Annotated in this window: 2 protein-coding genes; one reads left to right on the forward strand and one right to left on the reverse strand. The window is 65.2% G+C overall.

The window, feature by feature from the left end:
• On the reverse strand, window positions 1-256 hold a 256-nt coding region (locus CHB84_RS22040; RefSeq protein ID WP_217898699.1), incomplete at its 3' end, for a transposase.
• Between the two features lie 748 nt (window positions 257-1,004).
• Here CHB84_RS22040 and ltrA point away from each other — a divergent pair.
• Window positions 1,005-2,453, forward strand: a complete 1,449-nt coding sequence (gene ltrA, locus CHB84_RS22045; RefSeq protein ID WP_245818922.1) for a group II intron reverse transcriptase/maturase — start codon at window positions 1,005-1,007, stop codon at window positions 2,451-2,453.
• Window positions 2,454-2,660 lie beyond the last annotated feature (207 nt).

The raw sequence follows: 2,660 nt of genomic DNA on the forward strand, positions 1-2,660 counted from the left end.
GCACCAGCAGGGCATCCAGGACCCTGTCCCAGGTGCCGTCGGCAGCCCAGGCACGGTGACGCTTCCACACCGTCTGCCACGGGCCGAACTCGTCGACCAGATCTCTCCAAGCGATACCACACCGGTACCGGCAAATGATGCCCTCGACCACCTGCCGACGATCACGACGAGGACGCCCCGTCACCGGCCCCTGCCGCGGCAACAACCCCTCAACCGCACCCCACTGCACATCGGACAACACCTTCTGACGACACATCCCGCCACCATCACCCAACCACCAGCACCACCATTGGAGGGACTGTCTGATTAACGGTGGATCTGGCTTGGCATGGGTTGGTTTCCGCTCGGGGTGGTGCGGCCTTCGAAGGTGATGGCGAAGGCGTTGAGTGCCGGTTTCGTGCGCCGTGAGGCGCTGTGTTTTGAGTGGAGGTGAGAGACCGCCACCGTCGGGTCGTCGCAGCGGCCCGGTAGGAGCTGAGGACAGCCGGTCTCGGGAGACGCCGAGATGGGTGGGAGCAGTCCTGACAAAGCCGTGGTGCGCCAGTACTGCCAGATGGCGTGGGTGCGGCGAGCGGATCGGAGAGGAGTACGCGAGGAACCGATGTCATAACGTCCCTCAACGCTTTACCGGCTCGAACCTGGTGGATCGGGGCCGGGAGCGGCGCGCACCCACCGCCGGTGGTGGTTGGGAAACTTCCGGAAGTCGTGAAGCCGATGACTGGGAGGCTGCGGGGAAAGGCTGCGGCGTACTCGCAGCGAGGCCGCTGGGGCAGAGTCGGGCTCCTCCTTCGATGAGCGAAACACAGTGAACACGGGAACCGTCCAGGATCTGCCCGTGCCCGCGTGGCCAGCGCGGGTCAGGGGGCTGGGTTCGTCGTCGACCGATCGGTCCTGGGTGGGGCGGAGCCGCCGTAGTACTCCGAGCTGGGGAAAGCCCGGCACATGGGGAAGGGCGGCAGCGGTATCGAGGAGATGAGGACGCTGCAAGACCGAAAGATGCGCCGGTGAACGCCGGCGCCCAGGAGGCGGCGGTCGTCGGGCCGCGGCAGCGGGTATCGGAGATGCAGGCCAAGCTCCATCGTTGGGCGGTGGCCGATCCGGGCCGCCGGTTCGACGACCTGTTCAACTTCGTGTATGACCCGGCGATGCTGCTGGTGGCGTTCGACCGGGTCGCGGGCAACCGTGGTGCACGCACTGCCGGCGTGGACGGCCTGACAGCCGCCTGGGTCGAGGAGTGTGTGGGAGTGTCTGGGTTCGTGGAAGAGTTGCGGCTTGCGATCAAGGCGGAGACGTTTCGTCCCCTGCCAGTGCGAGAACGCACGATTCCCAAGCCCGGCGGGTCGGGGAAGGTCCGTAGGTTGGGCATTCCCACGATCGCTGACCGGGTAGTCCAGGCAGCCCTGAAGCTGGTGCTGGAACCGATCTTTGAGGCGGACTTTTTGCCGGTCTCATATGGGTTCCGGCCGAAGCGGCGGGCGCACGACGCGATCGCCGAGATCCACATGTTCGGCTCCCGGGGCTACCGGTGGGTGCTGGACGCGGATATCGAGGCGTGTTTTGACCGGATCGACCACACGGCCCTGATGGACCGGGTTCGTGTCCGAGTCAAGGACAAGCGCGTGCTGGCGCTGGTGAAGGCGTTTCTCAAGGCCGGGGTGCTCACTGAGCAGTCCGAACTTAAGGACTCCGACACCGGCACCCCGCAAGGCGGCATTCTGTCCCCACTGCTGGCCAACATCGCGTTGCACGTGCTCGATGAGCACGTGATGACACCCTGGAAGCCAGACCGGGAGATGGGAACCACCTATCGCCGCCACGCTCGACGAAAGAAGGGCCTGCCGACCTGGCGGATCGTCCGCTACGCAGACGACTTCGTCGTGCTCGTGCACGGCCGCCAAACCGACGTCGATGCCTTACGCGAAGACATCGCTACAGTGTTGGCACCGCTGGGACTGCGCCTGTCGCTGTCGAAAACCAGAGTGACACACATGAGCGAGGGGTTCGACTTCCTGGGGTTCCACATCCAGTGGCGCCGCAAGAGAGGCACGAACCAGTGGTATGTCTACACCTTCATCGCCGACCAGCCCCTCAAGGCGGTGAAGGCGAAGATCCGTGCCATGACACACAGGGTGTCGCAGGCCAACCCCAGGACCGTCCTGGTCAGGATCAATCAGATTCTGCGGGGATGGGCGAACTACTTCCGATACGCAGTATGCAGCCATACTCTCGATCACCTGAGACATTTCGTCCAATGGCGGATCATCAGGTGGTTGAGGAAGCTGCACCGCTGGCGCTGGAAACAGTTCCGACAACGGTTCACCACCCCCTCCGGGCGGTGGCTGCCACTGTCGGTGGACGGGGTCGAGTTGTTCAGCCCCACATCGATACCGGTCACCCGCTATCGATACCGGGGCGCGATCCCCACCCCCTGGGCGACGGCAAACCACGCCTAACGGCAGAAACCGTGGAGAGCCCGGTGCGTCGAGAGGCGCACGCCGGGTTCGGCGAGCGGCACGGGGAAACGGACCGGCGGCAACACCCGCACCGCGCCCCGTGCCGACTCAACCACCGCATGGCCCGTCGTGTCTTACCGCGGCTGGTGGGATCCAGTGAGCGGGTGGCTGAATAGAGGCACTTCAGGGCTGCCTGGTCGCTGGGGA

This window comes from Haloechinothrix alba (assembly GCF_900188115.1).
GTDB lineage: Bacteria > Actinomycetota > Actinomycetes > Mycobacteriales > Pseudonocardiaceae > Haloechinothrix > Haloechinothrix alba.